The sequence below is a fragment of the Ruegeria sp. D3 genome, from assembly GCF_056534465.1.
In genome coordinates this window covers 1-16,645 of the sequence record NZ_JBQFPK010000014.1, presented here as the reverse complement: position 1 = coordinate 16,645, position 16,645 = coordinate 1, and the positions used below count along the sequence as shown (strand labels likewise).

Here is a 16,645-nt window from a genome sequence, read left to right as displayed (position 1 = left end):
AAATGGAGCCAAGCGATCAGATTGCTTGCACTTGCCACTGCGATTGCCCTGTCGGGAACGGCTGTGCGCGCGCAGGACGTTTCAAGTCGAGAACTTGAAGACACAACCCCAAACCTCGGATTGCCGAGTTCAGCTGGAGGACGAGATGCCGAGTTGCTTTCTGCGTTCCACGGGCTCGAGGCGTTGCCTCGAGTAGCAAATCTCATTTGCAGAGGTTCCAGGGGCAAAGACGGGATGCCTGTTATTTTTTCTGCCGAGGTAGATCTGGAAACTTTGCAAGCTGGTGACTTCAGAGTCGTAACAAAATCAGGCCAGATCGGAACAATGCATTGCGCATCAGTATTGCCTGCCACCGATCCCGGTGAATTGCGCACGGTGCTTCTCATCGGGGATTTTGGGAGCGCTTCCGAGGATCCACCTGTTCAAGTCGAGGTTATTGGACACCTTCATTCCATCGATGGAACACTTGATTTTCGAGGTGCCACTGTAGCCGTGACTCCGCTGGAAGACGGGCCGTCAATGATCTTTGCCGAGGTTGTTGAAGATTGGACCTTGGTCGGAAATTTGGGACCACGCCGAACCAGAGGAAGCCTTTGTCCAAGTGACAACATCGTACAGGCCATTCGGGTAACTTGGGCGGGTGGCGTCACGCTGGCGAACGGCAAGGAACCTGGCGATGCGGAACGTGATCTGTACAGGATCATCGTAGAGGCCGAGGATGGATCTCATCGCATAGTAACTCCTGCGGCGCTTGCCGATCTGGGTGACGGGGACAATAACCACATGCTCTGCCTTGATACAAAGGATCGATCCATCTCGGTTTCCTTTCCAGCTGGCGTTTTCACGGATCCGAATGATGATCTGAACCCTGAAGCCAGCGTATTTGTCTCAAAACCCAATTAACAAACTGCTTTTAGGTTTGTTCGAATGGACTTTTAGCCGAAAATGCCCGGCCGGGCCGGTTGCAGGTATTGCAGCGCTAAATGCGGATGAACGAACTTGTTCGCCTCTCGGACATTGCAAACTCGGGTTTGAAGGTCCGCTTTGGGCTGACTGCGGTCCTTTGAAGCAATACTGCGGATGTCTGCAAAGTCCCGCAAAGCAGACATTGACCAGAGTTGCGACGAATGACCGTTCTGCGGACAAAGCTGACTTTTAACTGTGATCGTAAAGCCTTGGTTAATGTTGGCTGCGAGAGCCATTCAGTTATAGTTGTTTCTGGAAAGGTTTTTTCAATTGCTCGCCGAACTTGGAGGAGGAAATCCGGCGAGCTCCATCCAATCTGGGTATGACCGTGATGTCGACGTGGCCATTAAATTCCACGTCGATTTCCTCAACTAGATGGGGCTCAATCAAGTAAAATCGACAACATTAATGCGCTACGCCCCCGTTGCGTATATTGACCCTTGTAACGTACTCGGCGACTTCCATAGAAAGTTCTAATTAGGTGGCGTTCAAGATTGGACCGTCCAATAATCTTACCAATTCTCCAAAGTATCCTCCGGAACGAGCAGGACGAGTAGGATCAGATGTGATTGCTACGGCTAGGTTTCGGTCAGTATGAGCAGCTAATATTTGCCCTCCGTACCCACGCGCCAAAGCATAACCCGAAGGGGTCAGAAACCAACCATACCCATAGTCTAACCCGAGAAAGCCGAGCGGCCATATGGCTTGGTCGATTCCAAGACCCAGCTTTCAGGAATAATTTGCCTTTCAGCAAAGGCCCCGCGGTCCCGAAGCAAAACCGCGATCTTCAACATCGACTTTGGAGTAATTGCCATCTCATTGCCTCCTAGGTAGTAACCCTGTGGATCTCTCGTCCAAGCAGGTATCTCAATACCAAGAGGTATTCCCAGCCTCTCACGCGTGAGCGTCAAAAGACTTTGGCCGGCAGCCTCGGTCAACGCTGCACCAAGAACATGAGTTGATCCAGTGGAATAGAGCATCTGTTGTCCTGGCTCAGCAACCATCGGCCGTGTCAATACATCCGCGACCCAGTTAGGAGAGCTGATCCATTCCCCGTAGTTACTGCCAGAGGTTCTTTCGAGACCGGCTCGCAGCGTCACCAGGTCCTCCATGGTTATGCTTTCGGTGCCGGGTGTAGCATTGGCAGGCAAGAGCTGCGGAGCGACCTTCCGCAGGGTGGCGTCTACAGATGGGATTTCCTGCCGATCGATCGCCGTCCCAAGCAACAGAGCCACAATGCTTTTCGAACAGGACTTAATGTTAGCGGGCCTGTCTAGGCCTGCACCCTGTTGAGTCTTAGCGAAAATGACTTCATCTCCGCGTTGAATTTGAAGTGAATGCAACTGCGGCAGACCGCTTATCACATTATTCAGCGCTACCGTTTGTCCCCGCGCTATGTATGGAGCAGCCATTGCGGTTACGGTCAAGAACAGGAACTTTCGACGTGTGGTCATAGCATTTATTTGGAAGCAAAACTCTGAATGTCCAGAATTCTACGCAACATAGCAGCCTAATAGCGCAAAGTGTTAGCCCCCCAAAAAACGTAGTGTGGGATTTGTGGCAACACGAAGCTTCGTTGGTACACTTGGCTGGCGTCGTGAAGTATAAGAACTGTGTTAGACTGGCCAGGAGGACATTCCAGCAGGAGATCTCCAGTTGCTACCGAATTCACTCCGTCTCGCACTCACTGCCACTACAATTGCCATCTCGGCAGGCGTCCTCCCAGAGCGCGTCGAGGCGATATCGCAAGATGTCCCAGTGTGGTTACAAAAACACGTGGGTACGGGTGACGGCCAAATCGCGCCGATCGTTTTAAACAGGGCGCGAGCGCTTTACATAGAGAAAGTACGACGAGGCGAAGTAAGGAACCCCTGCTACTTTGCCAAGGATGCAACCCGCCCCAGCACTGCAAGAAACGGCAATCCCGCGAAGCGGTTTTACGTCATCTGCGAGTCACAAAATTCTTTCCGAGCGGTTTCGTCCGGCTATGGAAATGGCCGAAAACTAAGGGGCGCCAATTTTTCGAATGGTCGGCAATGCGCGAAGAACTTCAGCAATGCAGAAGGATCTAAACTTACCGCCGGAGGTGCCTATGTGACGGCTGAAACCCGCACGTCCTTCAAAGGTTATTACAGTCATTCCGGTAAAACGCAGCCGTTCTACCGCACCTTTCTTTTGTTTGATGGGGAAGGAGAAACGAGCAATGCTCGCGAGCGCGCCATTGGAGGCCATCCCGCTGTTTTCCTTAAGTGGCAATGTAGGTTCAAAAGTCCTCGAAGCAATCATGCAGACAACGACGGCTATGTCCCCTACGGAAAACTTGTGAACTACACTGGCGGCCGTAGCAATGGCTGCACAACCTGGTCACAGTCGGCCTCAAAAGAGATATTGGCGCTTGTGGAAGGGAATCCGACGACCCTGTATATCTACCCGGAATCCAAGGATATCAATGCTGTCGCTAAGGCTGTGAAAAAGGGGAAATCACTATCGCGGGCAGGAGTTTATTGGAACGCAGCTTGCTTGCAAGCAATAGGCGCACCAAAGTTCTGGCCCAAAAGTAGCCTCCAACCGATCATAAATAGTTGGAGAGCTTCCTTGCCTAAACAACGGCCACTAGAATTGCCCATCTGCAAATAGTTGAAAAAGCGCGGGACAACTTAAGAGCACGCTGCCCTTCAAGCATTTCTGCTTTGTGCTAGTAGCAGCCGTCGGCTGCACTGGGATTGTACGAACGCTTTGCCGCTTTCCGAAGAATCCAATCAAATGGGACAGTCGCATAAAGCGCAGCATTTGCCTCTTTGGGTTCGACGCTGTCGTTCGCAGCACTTGGCGTGAACTACTGCTGAGCGAATTGCCAAATGGATACGTAGCTATATGCCTGTGCCTCAATTTCAGTGCTATCCACGTCAACCTTTTATTGATACCGCGCAGCTTATTCCTGACAATTTTCGCATCTTTGTGCATGATGAAAAACTAGGCAGACTGTTTTTGTCTTCCGGGAAGTGTTTGAATTATTAAGAGGCGTGCTATGGAAGTATTGGTTAATGGCATAAACACGGTTCTTTGGAACTACGCATTAATTTACGGACTTCTTGGAACCGGTATCTTTTTTACAATTCGTCTTGGCGCACTTCAGTTTCTTCATTTTGGGGAAATGGTGCGCGTACTCACGTCTTCGAAGAGCACGGACAAAAGAGGTATTACTCCGTTTCAAGCGCTGACGGTAAGCTTGGCTTCACGCGTCGGCACTGGAAACCTGGCTGGCGTGGCTGTGGCCCTGACCTTAGGAGGTCCGGGCGCCATCTTTTGGATGTGGATCGTAGCATTGGTTGGAATGGCCACGGCTTATTCTGAAAGTACTTTGGCCCAACTCTATAAAGTCACATCGTCCAACGGCAGGTTCAGAGGAGGCCCAGCGTTCTACATGGCCAACGCCTTGAATGCTCCTTGGGCCGGAGTCATTTTTTCGATCTGCCTGATTGTTAGCTTTGGTTTGGTTTTTGTCGCCGTCCAATCCAACTCGATCGCCGAAGCTTTCGAAGGCGCGTTCGGGTTGAACAAATTGATCGTTGGCATAGCGCTGGCCGCAGCCGCAGCCGTGGTCATATTCGGTGGAATAAGGACCATCGCAAAGTTCGCTGAGATCGTCGTGCCGCTCATGGCAGGTCTCTACCTCTTGCTTGCCTGTGTTGTGGTAGTCCTGAACATTTCCGAAGTACCCGCTATGTTGTGGTCGATTGTTGCAGGGGCATTTGGCCTTCAAGAAGCTGCCGGAGGCGTGACAGGCGGCGTCATGGCTGCTGCCCTTAACGGCATAAAACGGGGACTTTTCTCCAACGAAGCGGGCATGGGTTCAGCACCGAACATTGCAGCGGTTGCCACACCTGAGCCCCACCACCCTTCCAGCCAAGGTTTCGTTCAGGCATTCGGGTGTTTTGTGGATACAATTTTGGTCGCGACGGCAACTGCATTGCTAATTCTTTTGTCGGGCGCAATCGAAATTGATGGTCCTACGGGGATGCGACTGACTCAAGACGCGGCGGCGGTCCATCTCGGCGAAATCGGTCGCCACTTTATCGCGATTGCTATCGTCTTTTTTGGCTTCACATCCATACTTGGCAACTACTCATATGCCGAAAACGCGATGACGTTCTTAAAATTGGAAGGGAAGCTGCCGATTTACTTCTTGCGTTTGGGCTGCCTTGCAATGGTTGTTTGGGGCGCTGTGCAAGCTGTTGCCACAGTGTTCAATTTCGCGGATGCCGCCATGGGAATAATGGCAACCATCAATTTGGTGGCAATAGTGCTCCTGTCTGGCACCGTATACAAATTAACGGTGGACTATTTTTCGCAACGCCGACAGAACCTTGAACCTCGCTTTGTCGCAAGCAAATTTCCCGAGTTTAGTAAGGGCGTAGATCACACTGTCTGGACGGAGGAGATCCATGCCGATACTCAAAATCACCGATAGCGAACGGCTTCAGGAAGTCTTGGACGATATCGCAGATCGCATTGCCGGCATGTCCGAAAGGGGGAAAGTAGCGCAATACATTCCAGAACTCGCCACAGTTGATCTGAACCAATTCGGTATTGCCATTGCACCAATCAACGGCCCGTTAATTTCCGCTGGAGACGCGAGCACGCTATTCTCGAGTCAGAGCATTTCAAAAGTGTTCTCGCTCACATTGGCGCTTCAACAGGTTGGTGCCACTTTGTGGCAAAGAGTCGGTCGGGAACCTTCCGGCGATCCATTCAATTCAATCGTTCAGCTTGAACACGAACGCGGAATCCCAAGGAACCCGTTTATCAACCCGGGCGCGATCATAGTGGCAGATGTTCTGCTCGAAGACCGTTCTTCTGATGAAGCAGTCAACGACCTTTTGGCATTGTGCCAAGAGCTTTCGGAAGACAACTCGATCGAGGTCGATGCGTCAGTTGCAGAGTCTGAGATGCGAACTGGGTCCAGAAACCGCGCTCTTGCGCATTTTATGCAGGCGGAAGGAAATCTAAACGCGCCGGTAGAGGATGTTTTGTCTCTGTACTTTCGCCAATGTAGCATCGCAATGTCATGTGAACAGCTAGCATTGGCGGGCCGCTTTCTCGCCGCAGCGGGTCAAAATCCGGCCACCGGTGCCACAGTATTGTCGGCACAGCGAGCCAGAAGAGTAACCGCACTGATGATGATGTGTGGTTCTTATGATGCCTCGGGTGAGTTCGCCTTCCGTGTTGGCCTTCCAGCGAAAAGCGGTGTTGGTGGCGGAATCCTGTGCATTGTACCTGGTATCGCATCTGTAGTCGCCTGGAGCCCCGGGCTAGATCAAAAAGGCAACTCCCATTTGGCGACTATCGCATTTCAGGAGTTAGTTCGTGCGACAGGCTGGTCGATCTTTGGACCGAGTGCATAGCCTGCCCTGTTCAATTCAAGACCAGTCACATAGCTTGAGCAGGCGCCAGACTGAGGACGATATATGACGGACAAAAATGACTTCGAAAATAGCTGGCAACCATCCCAACGGTATCCAGATCCCTCCGTTGTGACACTCGATCCTCGGTTTGATAAATACAAGCTGCCGTTGGCCGGCGTCGAACGATTGGCAACTGGTTGTCGCTGGTGTGAAGGGCCAGTGTGGTTCGGTGACGGGCGCTATCTGCTATGGAGTGATATTCCGAATAACCGGATCATGCGCTGGGACGAGGTTACCGGACAGTCATCGGCGTTTCGCCAGCCGTCGAATTTCGCCAATGGTCAGACCCGGGACAGGCAAGGTCGTCTGATAACGTGCGAGCACGGTGGACGACGGGTTACGCGTACAGAATATGATGGCTCAATCACTGTGCTAGCCGAGAGCTTTGACGGAAAGCGACTCAACTCGCCCAACGATGTGATCGTCAAATCCGACGGCAGTGTCTGGTTCACCGATCCACCGTTTGGCATCTCGGGCAACTATGAGGGTCATCGCGCCGAACCAGAGTTAGGCCAGAACGTATACCGAGTGGACCCCGACACCGGAAAACTGAAAGTCGTAGCCGATGACATTCTAGGGCCAAACGGCTTGGCCTTCAGCCCCGATGAGACCGTGCTTTACATTGTTGAATCGCGTGGTGAACCGTCTCGAAAGATACTGGCTTATGACGTGAACACGGATGGTGCCTCGATCCAGAACAAGCGTGTGCTAATCGATGCAGGTTCTGGCACGCCTGACGGGTTCCGCGTGGATGTGGACGGTAATCTCTGGTGCGGTTGGGGCATGGGTGATGCCGAACTGGACGGAGTGATGGTCTTTGCCCCTGATGGAACTCCAATAGGTCGCATCGCTTTGCCTGAACGATGTGCCAATCTCTGCTTTGGAGGCCGTGCCAACAGCCGGCTTTTTATGGCAGCAAGCCATTCTGTGTACGCCCTTTATGTCAACGTAGCTGGCATGACGGGAGGATGACACTACTCTCAGAAGTGCTTCTGCACGATTAGGAATAGCGGTTTACCTAATGGGCTCTCAAATCTCCTGGCTCGCTTTTTAAGCGACAACTTTGGGCCCAGTGCGGTCGCTCAGAAAAATTCAGTGAACGACCGGTGTGCGGACAAAGCTGATCTTGGCTGCCGCCCTGCAAAAGTCCAAGTTGTTGGTATTGCTCAGCGGTCCAAAAAGTCGGAGATTAAACGTGTGAAAAAATCAGGTCTCTCGGCATGTAGAGCGTGAGCGCAACCTGGCACAACTGCCAACAACGTATTGGGAATTGTTTCCCAAAGCATTTGAATTTGGCTCCACGGATATGTCCGATCTTGATCGCCCCAGAGCACAAGAGTTTCCTGCCGGATCCGGCTAAGGTTCTGCTCTCCTGACCAGGATTGCATGGCTTCAAGCCCAGCATTTATGGCGGCCAGTTTGGCTTTAGCAGCGATCCCAGCGCAGTGTTCATATCCTGTTGCAGCTTCACAATCCAGAAACCAAGTCGCTGCGATCCTACGTGCGGTGGCCGCCGGGCCGTCTTTCCCAGCGCGCCTCTTACTGTGCTCAATAGTCTCGAACCGCCCCGGCAAAACACCGACCGCGCCAGTCGCGTAAAGCACAAGTCGGTTAATCCTTTCACCGTCGCGCAAGGCAATTTCCTGAGCGATCATACCGCCCATGGAATGACCCAGCAGATGGTATTCCTCTACTCCAAGGCCGCGGAGGTGCCGGGCGACCCAATCCGCATATCCGCCAATACTGTCAATTGGTGGCAGATGGGCATTTGCTCCGAACCCGGGCAGGTCGACGGCAATCACATCAGCATGCTGCTGCAGTGTATCGCGACATCCATCCCATTGTGCGCTGCCTCCCATGAAACCATGGACAAGGACAAGGGGGGTCACTTTCGTTGACCTTGAACGATCCGGTCAAGGATCATCGCGCAGAAGAGAATGGCAAAGCCCGCGAGGATACCCTGGCCTACATTGGCGTATTGCAGCGCCTCCAGAACGTCTTCGCCCAGCCCTTTCGCGCCAATAAGCGAGGCCACCACGACCATGGCAAGTGACAGCATGATTGTCTGGTTGATGCCTGCGCGAATGGACGGGCTGGCAAGCGGCAGATCAACTTTGGTGAGAAGGTACCACTTGTTGGCGCCAAAACTGATCGCGGCTTCACGCACGCTTTCAGGAACACCACGCAGGCCCAAAACGGTAAGGCGTACCACGGGTGTCCCGCCGAAGATCATAGTGACAATAACTGCCGCTGGCTTGCCGACCCCGAAAAAGGCAATCACAGGCACCATGAAGACAAAGGCAGGCATGGTCTGCATGAAATCCATGATCGGTTGGATGACAGCGTAGAAGCGCGGTCGACGCGCAGAAAACATGCCCAGAGGAATGCCAATCACGATGGAAAGCAGCGCCGCAGTGCCGAGAAGCGCCAAAGTGGTCATAGCTTTTTCCCAGAAGCCGAGGAGACCCATGTAGGCCAGAAAGGCGCCAGACCATATAGCCATGCGCAAGCCAGCGGTAAGCCAGGTCAAAAGAATGATCAGCGCGGCCACCACGATCCAAGGGGTCTGAACTAACGCAACCTCCATGGCATCCAGCAACCAGCGAATGGCTGCGGTGAGCCCGTCAAAGAACGCCACACTGTTGGCGACGCACCAGGCGATAAAACCCTCTACGCTGTCAATACTGGCCAGGCGGATTGAGTTATCTGTCGGGAATTCGCTAAGAAATGAAAAACGGCCCGGGAAACTGTAGTGGACCATTGCAGTCGCGACCAACAGGATCATGAAACCCGCGCTGAAAACAATCTGGCTGACCGGCATGCCGGAGCGAATGGTGCGATCTGAGAGCCAGTCAGAAAAGCGGGCCTCCAGCGCCCAATTGGCGGCCACAGCCTGTATGAGCTTTGCTACAAGCAAGATGACGACACCGGTGAATGCAATCGATGGGCCTTGCGCAGCGAGCAAATCTGCCTCAGCGCGGAACCCTTCAATATTGGCCTCTAGACCTTCGATCTGGCGCTGGATGGCTGCGGCTCGATCCGAGCCGCTCTCTTGCGCGGCCGCGAGTTGCTGGTAGCGCAAATCGAGCGTACCTTCGATCGAGGTCACACGGGCCATCGCGTCTGCTCCCAGATCTCCGAACAAGCCCCGCGCGATCTGCACAAAGCCGATCGCTTCGACGACAAGAAAGGCCAATGCCCATGACCAAAGGCCGCGGGCGCCGAACCAGATCGGACCAAAAAGCCCGGCCATCGCGTTGAAGGTTGCCGTAAAGCGTGCGGACGCCCCGATCTTGTCGAAGTTGCGGATGTAGTAGTCGGGGCTGGTGCGCACAAAGGTGCGGATATTCTCTCGGCGTTCCTCGGCATAGGCCTGCGCGGCTTCGCTTTCTGTGTCTTCAAGGGGGTTCACACCAAGATCTTCGCTCATGACATTTCCGTCCCTTCAATCACGGTGCGCAACAGATCTGCGCGAGTGATGACACCTCTGTCCTCGCCGCCTTCGGACACCAGAACCGGCCGTTCGTCGTCGATGGCTCGTGTAATTAAAGCGGAAAGTGTCTCATTGTGGTCGACCCTGTCGATGTCAGCCGGCAGTGGGCCGTGCCTAGCGAGATAGCTGTCCAAGGGCTGCATCGCCGCATGAGCATGCACCACCTTCAGGCGCGATATCCCGGCCACGAAATCGGCGACGTAGTCATCAGCGGGATGCATCACAATGTCCTCAGCCGAGCCGATCTGCACCATCTTGCCGTCACGCATGATCGCAATCCGGTCTCCAATGCGGACGGCCTCATCAAGGTCATGGGTGATGAAGATCGTGGTCTTCTTGAGGATTTTTGACAGCCGGATGAACTCATCCTGCAACTGCCGCCGGATCAGGGGATCAAGTGCGGAGAAGGGCTCATCCATCAGTAGAACATCAGGGTTGGCTGCGAGCGCACGGGCAAGTCCCACACGTTGCTGCATGCCGCCAGAGAGTTCGTGAGCGAATTTTGACCCCCAAGCCCCCAATTCGACAATGTCGAGAATGGCGGCCGCCTGCCGCATGCGCTCGTTCTTGGCGACTTGGCGGATTTCCAGCGGCATAGCCACGTTGTCAAGGACTGAACGGTGGGGCATCAGCGCAAAATTCTGGAAGACCATCCCGATTTTCCGGTTGCGGAAAGCCTGAAGTTCCTTTGTGCCGAGGGCCATGACGTCCGTGCCTTCGATCTCGATCTTGCCGGCCGTTGGTTCGAGCAGGCGATTGAAATGGCGCACGAGCGTGGATTTGCCGCTCCCTGATAGGCCCATGATACAGAAGATCTCACCGCGTTTGACGTCGAGGCTGACATCGGCAACACCCACCACCGCGTTGAATTCAGCAAGGACTTCAGCCTTGGTCAGCCCCCGCGCACGAATGGCTTCAAGAGCGGCCTCGGGTTTTGCCCCGAAGATTTTCCAGATGTTGGAAATTTCGATTACAGTCTCGTCGCTCATCCGCCCACCTGTGCGTGCCTTCAAGTGGGGCGGCACCGCTAGGTGCTGCCCGTTGTTTTTTGGCTTGGCTCAGAGACCCAGCATCGAATCTACGCGCTCGGAATTGGCGTTAACCCATTCGGCCGCAACTTCCTCAGCATCGCGCCCATTGGCACTGATCTCGAAGGCCAGCGAGCTAACGTCATCGGCGGTCAGCGCGAAGTTGGCGAAGAATTCCGCAATCGCCGGCGAGCGATCCGCAAGCGAGTTGGACCAGGCGATCTGAACTTCCTTCAGAGCGTCCTTACTGGCTACCATCGACTTGTTGTACCAATCAGGGTCGTCGGAGGGTTGCACCATCACGTATTTTTCAGGGTCATAAGTCGGTTCGGTCAGCATCACTACGTCAAACATGTACCAAACAGCATGCGGCTCATAGCAGTAGAAGGCATATCCTTCTTTTTTGGCAATACTGTCCTTGATGCGCGCGGTCTTCACAGCTTCCTCGGCGCGGATCGGATCGATGAAATCCAACAGGCCATAGTCGCGCACCTTCACCTCGTTGACATTGGCCGAGGCCCAGCCGGGCGCACCGATCCACATCTCACCCTTACCATTGCCATCGCTGTCCATCGCAGCCGCCACATCGGGGCGTCCAAGATCCGCGATGTCGGTGATGTTCATCTCTGCTGCAAAGTCTTTGGAGACGCAGAAGCCCTGATTGCCCTGATATGGGTTCGATGACAACGTCACTGTGCCAGCACCATCAACATATTGCTTGGTAAACGCTTCCTGATTTGGCAGCCATACATCGGGGTGAACGTCGATATCGCCCTTACCCTGATCCATCGCTTGAAAGATCGTGGCATTGTTACCGGGCACATACTCCACCGTGCCGCCTATGCGGGTGGTCACGATCTCACCCAAGACATGGGCAATAGCCTGCGCTCCGGTCCAAGTAGGAACACCGATCTTAACCTCTTCAGCGGCAAGTGGTGCGCCGAGAGCTGAAACCAAAGCCGCGCTGATCAAGTATTTTTTTAGTTTCATTTGATATCTCCTTGTTGGTTTGTTGTTTATTTTCAGGCCACGTAGCCAGGAAGTTCGAAAGTTTCGGGATAGCCAAATAGGGCTGCGCTTCCGCCGGTATGCAGAAAAACGACATTGTCCATACCATCGAAATAGCCTTTGCGGGTTTGGTCGATGAGACCATCCAACCCTTTACCGGAATAGACCGGGTCGAACAGAAGCCCTTCGGTGCGGGCCAACAGCTTAAGCGCGTCAATCATCCCTTTGGTGGGAAGACCATATCCTGCACCGACGTAGTCGCAATTTGCGCGTACATTTTCGCGCGCAATGGGCGTACCCGTCTCCATATACTCGACAGTACGTACGGCCAGATCATGGACCATGCCTTCCTGTTTGTCTTGTGGGGCACGCACGCCGATGCCCAAAAGGTGAATGTCACTTTCCAGTGCGGCAAGACCGGCGACCAATCCGGCTTGTGTGCCCGAGCTACCGGTTGCATGTACCAAAGCGTCAATTTTCAACCCGGCATGGACGGCCTGTTCGTTTAACTCGCGCGCGCAATTCACGTAGCCCAAAGCCCCGATCGGGTTCGATCCACCGCCGGGAATGATGTAAGGGGTTTTGCCTTCTGTCTTCATCTGCGCGGCGCAGGCTTCCATCTCTGCGTTCATGTCCGCACCACCGGGGCGCTTGGAGACACTGGCGCCATGCAAACGATCCAACAGGACATTTCCATTCAGAATATAGTTCGGATCATTAGAACCCGTGCGATCCTCAAGCAGGATATGGCACGCAAGGCCAAGTTTTGCGGCCGCCGCTGCTGTCTGGCGCGCGTGATTGGATTGCGTCGCCCCCTGCGTGATGATGGTATCTGCACCTTTCTGGACAGCGTCAGCCATCAGAAATTCCAGCTTACGAGTCTTGTTCCCACCCGACGAGAGGCCGGTGCAATCATCCCTTTTGACCCATAAACGTGGACCACCCAAAACCTCACTCAAGCGATCCATCGGCTCCAAAGGCGTAGGAAGATGACCAAGCGATACCCGGGGAAATTTCGCCAGTGTCAGCGATAGCTCCTTGCACAAGCTCAAAACCATCTCCGGCGCGACCATCGCGTCACCGCCGGTCATCTGAATTGTCTCCGCCACCACACTCTCCCTGCGTTTGCCAACAGCCAAACACTTTCAAAAGAAAAAGAAGAAAAACAGTGCATATTGCGCAGGCTGCTCATACATTTTCTTTGGGTACTCGGGAGATGCGGATGAATATGCTGTGGTTTGACGATGTTCTGGCCCTTCTGGAAGAGCGGAACATGACACGGGCTGCGGCCCGCAGAAACATCACACAACCAGCGTTCTCAAGGCGTATTCGCAGTTTTGAGGAGTGGCTGGGGATTGAAGTTCTTGATCGCAAATCGAACCGGGTCGAGATCAGTCCAGCACTGGCCTCTAACGAGGCCGAAATCCGCTCTTTGATCGCAAGGCTAAATGACCTTCGCACAAAAATTGCGCAACATGGCCCCACCGTTTCGATTGTGACGATCGCCGCGACACACGCATCGGTCGTCTCCACCTTCCCTGATATGGCATTGCGTGCACGTGCCACGTTCAAGGGGCTCCGTTTTCGCCTCAGGACTGCCAATCTGAACGATTGCGTCACTCTGTTCCTGCGCGGCGATACCAACATGCTGCTATGTTACGAGGCGCAAACCGTCGCCCCAATGCCGTTCGGAGCAGGCATACGTCGCGGCACTTGGGGTCACGACTACCTTATTCCGGTCATCGGTGGCGGATTGCGGTATGCAGTGCGTGGAAACGGCGACGTGCCTTTGGATACGCCAGCGATCGTCTATCCCGAAAACAGCTATTTCGGCGAAGCATTGAACAAGAGCAAACTCCCGTTCGGAACCGCCGATTTCAGCAAAAACCCCGTTTGCCAGACGGCCTTTTCAAGTGGAGCAAAGGAAATGATCCTGAACGGTCTCGGTGTTGGTTGGCTGCCGTTCAGTATGGTGCATAAGGAAATTGAAAGCGGCGAGCTGATCTCCCTACGCAACCAACTGGGCCAGGAAAAGCTCGACGTGGTGGTCTATGCTCATCACCAGACCAAGATAGCGGAAACGTTACTTGATTTCTGGACAAACAGGCCGTTTTCAAAGTCTTGAGCCGATAAAACGCCAATCAGCGCCAAAGACCATAGCCATCTGTCGGCACCAAACATTGACCTCTGAAAGCTGTGTGAAATTGCCGCGCTTCTCGCGGTATCCTATCCCACAGTCGTCCGGATTTCGTAAATTTTCAATGATCGCTTTGGGCTCGGTGCAGACGTTCGGTAGAATTCAGTGAATGTCTGGCACGCGGGACAGTAAGGTTTTTGAATGTGGCAAGGGGTAAAAAGCCTTTGCTTCGGGTATTCAGTTTTCTTGGTTTTACATTTCTGAGGTTTCGCTAGCTTCGCGTGGAGTGGCGTGAATCTATGTTTATCAACTTTACCAGTTACCTATTGAGGTAACCCTGCTTTTAACCAACCTTCACGCCAATTGTTTGCACAAGATGGAACAGTAAATATTGGTAACTGAGTCTGCGCTGAGGTTACGGTCAGCCCTGGGCGCAACGCCTGAAGATTCGCAACCGCCTCGCGAGCCGCATCATCATCAGTGAGGTGTCCCAGAGCGGCAATCAGCATGAGATGAGTCATTACGAAGCTTGAACGCACAGATAAGGCATCTCGGCAAGCCTTAACCGATTCCTCGTAGCGCCCAAGATGAAAGAGTGCGCTTGCCTGAGCAATGTAAGCAGCATGGCGCAACGGATCGTGCGGGCTCAGGTCGACAGACTGAATCGCGTGACTTAGTGCCTCCTCCGGCCGATCAAGAAGAAAAAGGTTGATGGATGCCAGCATGTGAACTGTTGCTGCGTTTGGGTTTTGCTCGAGAGCTTGTTTGAAAGCAACCCGCGCGCGTGGCAAGTCCCGCGCCAGCATTGAGATCGAATGCGCAGCATACGCCAGCGCGATCCCGTCTGCACGATCGCTCAACAGTACCCGCTCGGCTGCCTTTACGGCCTCTTTCGGGCCTTCGCCAATAGGCTCAAGCCCTTGAACCATTCGTTGAATATGTAACCAAGCCAACAACCCTGATGCGGACGCATAGTCTGGGTCACGACCCAATGCGAAGGTCGTCAATCGTATGGCCTCTCGGTTGTCTTTATCCGTTAAAAGATGGAAATGCGACTGCGCTCGAAGGTAAAGTTCATAAGCTTCCAAATTATCCGTAGGTTTCGCTCGCGCACGGTTGGTTTCGGCGTGCCTTAGAGATGGCTCTATCGCCGTTACAACCTCTAATGTGACTTTGTCTTGAAGGTCGAAAATATCATCAAGCACGCCGTCGAAGCGATCTGCCCAGAGATGACTGCCGTCTTCCGCATCAATCAACTGTCCTGTAATGCGGACGCGTTGACCTGCTCGTCTGACTGAACCCTCGAGAACATAGCGCACTCCCAGTATGCGACCGACTTCGCGGATATCCGTGCTTTTACCTTTGAAGGTGAAGGACGAATTTCGGGCCACAACCATCAGCCATCGGAAACGAGACAACTCTGTGATGATGTCTTCGGTGATGCCGTCTGCAAAGAACTCCTGTTCGGGATCCCTAGACATATTGTCGAATGGAAGCACTGCAATCCCAGGTCTGACATCTGTCATTTGTGACAGATTGGCTGAAGTGCCCTTGGGCCAACACCAGACACCGATACGACGTGTGATATTTTTGAGTTCTGTCTGCTCGCCGCCTTCGAATTTGGAAGCGTCGCCTCGGTCAAGGCTGTTGTGAGACGTGTCCGATATCAAAACCTGATCCGGCTCGGCCATAGCTTCGAGACGAGCAGCGACATTTATTCCATCACCAAAAATATCATCACCTTCGGTGACAACCTCGCCGGTATGGACGCCAATTCGAAGCTTGATATTGTCTGGTTTCTGCGCCGACTGAATTGCAATGGCGCAATCTGCAGCGTCTGACGTGGACTTAAACTCGGCGATCCAACCATCGCCCAAGCTTTTGATCATTGTCCCTCCATGGGCCTTTAGCAGCAATTGGAGCGTTTCTTCACGGAATGATCTGAGCGCACTAATCGTACCTTCACGGTCACGATCCATCAGTGCTGAGTAGCCGACAATATCAGCTGCAAGCACAGTGGTTAGCCGTCTGTCCATTAGTTGCCTCCCGTTTCTGGGAACTTAACGTGACACTCATGTTCTGTCAGCCCAACAAGGTCACCTTCGGGCTCGAAGCAGACATTCGCTACACTCGGCATGAGCAACCGTTTTGCGGGACATTGCTGAAATCCGCATTTTTTTCTCCAAAGGACCGCAGTCAGCCCAAAGCGGACATTCGTAACAGGACTTTGTAATTTCCGGGACCGGATTTAGGTGCGCTGAAAGCGCTGCATTCCCATCATTGATTTCATTGAATAAAATCTTAAAATCCTGCCCATAACTCTGTGCGGTGTTTGCGCATAGCTATGCACGATTTTCCCTTAAGTTTGCATGCTACAGAGAACCCATCGAACAAACAGGCTCTCAGGCTTTAATACGGTGCCCAATTCCAGTTTACTCCCAATATCCAGCAGACGAGCGCCACGTTTTAGCTTCCGCGTCCCAAACACTGGCCGTGACGCAAGGCGTTGGGTTTATTCCGTCGCAATTGGATCCATGAATATCTGCCA

General features: G+C 53.4%; 13 protein-coding genes. 6 read left to right on the top strand and 7 right to left on the bottom strand.

Annotation, left to right across the window (positions count from 1 at the left end):
- Window positions 1-234 precede the first annotated feature (234 nt).
- The gene (locus ACR0DX_RS18155; RefSeq protein ID WP_170356594.1) at window positions 235-903 is read left to right on the top strand and encodes a hypothetical protein; all 669 of its coding nucleotides are present in this window, start codon (window positions 235-237) and stop codon (window positions 901-903) included.
- A gap of 737 nt (window positions 904-1,640) precedes the next feature.
- Here the strand turns inward: ACR0DX_RS18155 and ACR0DX_RS18150 are convergent.
- The gene (locus tag ACR0DX_RS18150) at window positions 1,641-2,420 is read right to left on the bottom strand and encodes a serine hydrolase domain-containing protein (protein ID WP_480846958.1); all 780 of its coding nucleotides are present in this window, start codon (window positions 2,418-2,420) and stop codon (window positions 1,641-1,643) included.
- A 640-nt stretch (window positions 2,421-3,060) separates the two neighbouring features.
- Here ACR0DX_RS18150 and ACR0DX_RS18145 point away from each other — a divergent pair.
- The 4 genes from ACR0DX_RS18145 (at window position 3,061) to ACR0DX_RS18130 (ending at window position 7,403) form a co-directional block, all read left to right on the top strand.
- Window positions 3,061-3,603, top strand: coding sequence for a hypothetical protein (locus tag ACR0DX_RS18145; RefSeq protein ID WP_480846956.1), 543 nt, complete (start codon window positions 3,061-3,063; stop codon window positions 3,601-3,603).
- A gap of 391 nt (window positions 3,604-3,994) precedes the next feature.
- A complete protein-coding gene (locus tag ACR0DX_RS18140; RefSeq protein ID WP_170356592.1) occupies window positions 3,995-5,437 on the top strand; it encodes an alanine/glycine:cation symporter family protein in 1,443 nt (480 codons plus the stop codon).
- Window positions 5,412-6,371: a glutaminase gene (locus tag ACR0DX_RS18135; RefSeq protein ID WP_170356591.1), complete on the top strand. Its 960-nt coding sequence runs from the start codon at window positions 5,412-5,414 to the stop codon at window positions 6,369-6,371. The genes ACR0DX_RS18140 and ACR0DX_RS18135 overlap by 26 nt, the downstream gene beginning before the upstream one ends.
- Before the next feature lie 129 nt (window positions 6,372-6,500).
- Window positions 6,501-7,403, top strand: coding sequence for an SMP-30/gluconolactonase/LRE family protein (locus ACR0DX_RS18130; protein WP_480846953.1), 903 nt, complete (start codon window positions 6,501-6,503; stop codon window positions 7,401-7,403).
- Window positions 7,404-7,597: 194 nt separating this feature from the next.
- On the opposite strand, the gene ACR0DX_RS18125 is transcribed toward ACR0DX_RS18130, so the two are convergent.
- The 5 genes from ACR0DX_RS18125 to cuyA all read right to left on the bottom strand — a co-directional run bounded on the left by ACR0DX_RS18125 (window position 7,598) and on the right by cuyA (window position 12,988).
- Window positions 7,598-8,320, bottom strand: coding sequence for an alpha/beta fold hydrolase (locus ACR0DX_RS18125; RefSeq protein WP_170356589.1), 723 nt, complete (start codon window positions 8,318-8,320; stop codon window positions 7,598-7,600).
- Window positions 8,317-9,861 (bottom strand): ABC transporter permease subunit, encoded by a 1,545-nt coding sequence (locus ACR0DX_RS18120; RefSeq protein ID WP_170356588.1) that lies wholly within the window; start codon window positions 9,859-9,861, stop codon window positions 8,317-8,319. The genes ACR0DX_RS18125 and ACR0DX_RS18120 overlap by 4 nt, the downstream gene beginning before the upstream one ends.
- Window positions 9,858-10,913: a betaine/proline/choline family ABC transporter ATP-binding protein gene (locus ACR0DX_RS18115; RefSeq protein ID WP_170356587.1), complete on the bottom strand. Its 1,056-nt coding sequence runs from the start codon at window positions 10,911-10,913 to the stop codon at window positions 9,858-9,860. Before ACR0DX_RS18115 ends, ACR0DX_RS18120 begins: the two co-directional genes overlap by 4 nt.
- Before the next feature lie 69 nt (window positions 10,914-10,982).
- Window positions 10,983-11,942, bottom strand: a complete 960-nt coding sequence (locus tag ACR0DX_RS18110; protein WP_170356586.1) for an ABC transporter substrate-binding protein — start codon at window positions 11,940-11,942, stop codon at window positions 10,983-10,985.
- Window positions 11,943-11,974: 32 nt separating this feature from the next.
- Entirely contained in the window at window positions 11,975-12,988 is a 1,014-nt protein-coding gene (gene cuyA, locus ACR0DX_RS18105; RefSeq protein WP_480847016.1) for a D-cysteate sulfo-lyase, read from the bottom strand.
- Window positions 12,989-13,182: 194 nt separating this feature from the next.
- Here cuyA and ACR0DX_RS18100 point away from each other — a divergent pair, with 194 nt between their 5' ends.
- Entirely contained in the window at window positions 13,183-14,085 is a 903-nt protein-coding gene (locus ACR0DX_RS18100) for a LysR family transcriptional regulator (protein WP_170356585.1), read from the top strand.
- A gap of 335 nt (window positions 14,086-14,420) precedes the next feature.
- Here the strand turns inward: ACR0DX_RS18100 and ACR0DX_RS18095 are convergent, their stop codons facing one another.
- Complete coding sequence (locus tag ACR0DX_RS18095; protein WP_170356584.1) at window positions 14,421-16,133, bottom strand: adenylate/guanylate cyclase domain-containing protein; 1,713 nt, start codon at window positions 16,131-16,133, stop codon at window positions 14,421-14,423.
- Window positions 16,134-16,645 lie beyond the last annotated feature (512 nt).